Origin of the sequence: Pseudooceanicola endophyticus (assembly GCF_018760365.1) — a bacterium.
Classification (GTDB): Bacteria; Pseudomonadota; Alphaproteobacteria; order Rhodobacterales; family Rhodobacteraceae; genus Pseudooceanicola; species Pseudooceanicola endophyticus.
In genome coordinates, this window is record NZ_JAHIAB010000022.1 from 30,003 (window position 1) to 32,298 (window position 2,296).

Below are 2,296 nucleotides of genomic sequence, written 5' to 3' on the forward strand. Positions count from 1 at the left end.
GAAACGACGCTGCAGCGGTGCGAGCTTGGTAAGTGTCCGGAGAGAGCCGTCTCCGCTCGGCAGACCGTCTCACCAGAGCGTGTCGGCCGCTGTGGTGCCCGTAGGTCCGCTTCGGAACCTTTTGGCTATTGCCGTTACGCTGTGGTTACCACCTATGCAGGCCCATATAGTCAATGAACGCGCGTAAGGGCGCCGGCACATGTTCGCGTCCATGATGGAAGAGCAGCGGCCCGTCGAAGCTCTGCCACCAAGGCTCCAAGACCGGCACCAGAGCGCCGTTGTCAATCTGCGGCTGCAGCCATTCCTCGTAGAGATGAACAATGCCGCAGCCCTCGGCCGCCATCGAAACCGCCAGATCGACTGCAGTGACATCGACGGTCGCAGGACCTTGCACCTCCACGCGGACGATCTCGCCCTCTTTCTCGAATTCCCAAGGCATCGGATGACCGCCCCCGACGAATGCCGGTAGGCAGGCATGCCGTTCCAGATCCTGCGGATGAAGGGGATACCCATGCCGTTCCAGGTAGGCGGGCGAGGCAGCGGTGGCAAATCTCTGGCGCGACGGCCCGATGGGCGTAAGCACCATGTTCTTCGTCACCTTATCGTCATAGCGGATACCGGCATCGCATCCGGCAGTCAGGATATCGACGACGCCATGCTCCGCGATAATCTCTACCCGGACATCCGGATAGGTCTTTGAAAACCCGGGTAAGAGGCGTGGTAGGACAAGGCGCGCAACGCCCAGAGGAACATTCAGTCGGAGCGTGCCGCTCGGCGCCCCTCGATATTCATTGGCACTCTCCAGCGCCGCTTCCATCCCCAACATCGCGGCCTGAAGGCGGTGCAGCAGATGCGCCCCGGCCTCGGTGGTGGTGACGCTGCGGGTCGTACGGTTCAACAGCCGGACCCCGAGCTGATCTTCAAGCCGCCTTACCGCGCCACTCAGGCTGGACGCGCTCATCTCGGATGTCTTGGCCGCCTCACGAAAGCCACCGGCTGTGGCGACCGCAATGAAAGCGCGGGCCGCGGTGAAGTCACTCTTCATTGTGCAATTTTCCGTACAGAATGTAGATTTATAACCACCTTATCCTGAACAAATGCCTTGTCTATATCTTCCCCACAAGGAGATCATTAATGAAAAGTACAGCATCTATCGCAATCATCACCGGCGGCAGTAGAGGTATGGGCCGGGATGCCGCCCTCCGCTTGGCTCAACGCGGTGTGTCTTCCATCATCACCTATCACACCCGGCAGGATGAGGCCGACAATGTGGTTTCAGACATCCAGCAGGCTGGGGTACAGGCGGCGGCGCTTCAGCTTGATGTCGGTAAGGCGTCGAGCTTCCCGAACTTCGCTGACAGCGTTCGCAGCACACTGGCCCAGATGGGAGCCGACCGCTTCGACTACCTGGTGAACAATGCGGGGATCTCTTCTACGGCGACCCTCGCAGACGGAACCGAAGCCGAGATGGACGCGCAATTCGCGGTGCATTTCAAGGGACCGTTCCTGCTGACCCAAGCGCTCCTGCCGCTGATGAATGATGGGGGTCGCATCGTGAATATCTCCTCGGGGCTGACGCGCTTCGCATTTCCGGGCCGGGCGATCTACGGGCCGATGAAGGCGGCGGTGGAAACCTTGACACGTTACATGGCGCTGGAGCTTGGTCCGCGCGGTATCGCCGTCAACGTGGTCGCGCCCGGAGCCATAGCAACCGACTTCAGCGGCGGCGTCACCCGCGACAACCCCGAGGTCAACAAGGCGCTGGCATCCCGCACCGCGCTTGGTCGCGTCGGCGGCCCCGAAGATGTTGGTCCGGTGATCGCCAGCCTCCTCACAGATGACTTCGGATGGGTCAATGGACAGCGAATCGAGGTCACCGGTGGCATGAATCTCTGACGATCAGTCGTGGTGGCATAAGTCTTTCTCGATGGCCCTTTCCTCGTCAGCGGCCATTGAGGATGAGGGCGCTATCGGCGGCAGGGAAAGCCACACTGGGCACGGTTTCCTGCTGCCGCGAACGTCCGGAAAGTCCGCATTTCTGACGTTTGCAGCGGATGTGTCGCGCAGGTTCGGCGCGACCTAACACCCGTTTGAAGGCCAATGACCGCTTCGAGCCCATACTGCAAAATGTCGCCGCGCAGCATCTCGCAGGTGCAGAAAGGCGGTCCAGGTAATCGCGGCCCAAAGCATGCGTAATTGGGCTGCCTCTGTGGAGAGGTCGAGCTCCTGTTAGGATCGGATGATCCAATGGAAGGGAGTGAGATATGGAATACTTTGCCGGACTTGATGTTTCGCT

Annotated in this window: 2 protein-coding genes; one reads left to right on the forward strand and one right to left on the reverse strand. The window is 60.4% G+C overall.

Features of this window, described 5'->3' with window-relative positions; translation table 11 throughout:
• Positions 1-145: 145 nt before the first annotated feature.
• Positions 146-1,045 (reverse strand): LysR family transcriptional regulator, encoded by a 900-nt coding sequence (locus tag KM176_RS23765; protein WP_160897336.1) that lies wholly within the window; start codon positions 1,043-1,045, stop codon positions 146-148.
• A gap of 89 nt (positions 1,046-1,134) precedes the next feature.
• Here KM176_RS23765 and KM176_RS23770 point away from each other — a divergent pair, with 89 nt between their 5' ends.
• Entirely contained in the window at positions 1,135-1,896 is a 762-nt protein-coding gene (locus tag KM176_RS23770) for an SDR family NAD(P)-dependent oxidoreductase (RefSeq protein WP_160897337.1), read from the forward strand.
• Positions 1,897-2,296: the final 400 nt, after the last annotated feature.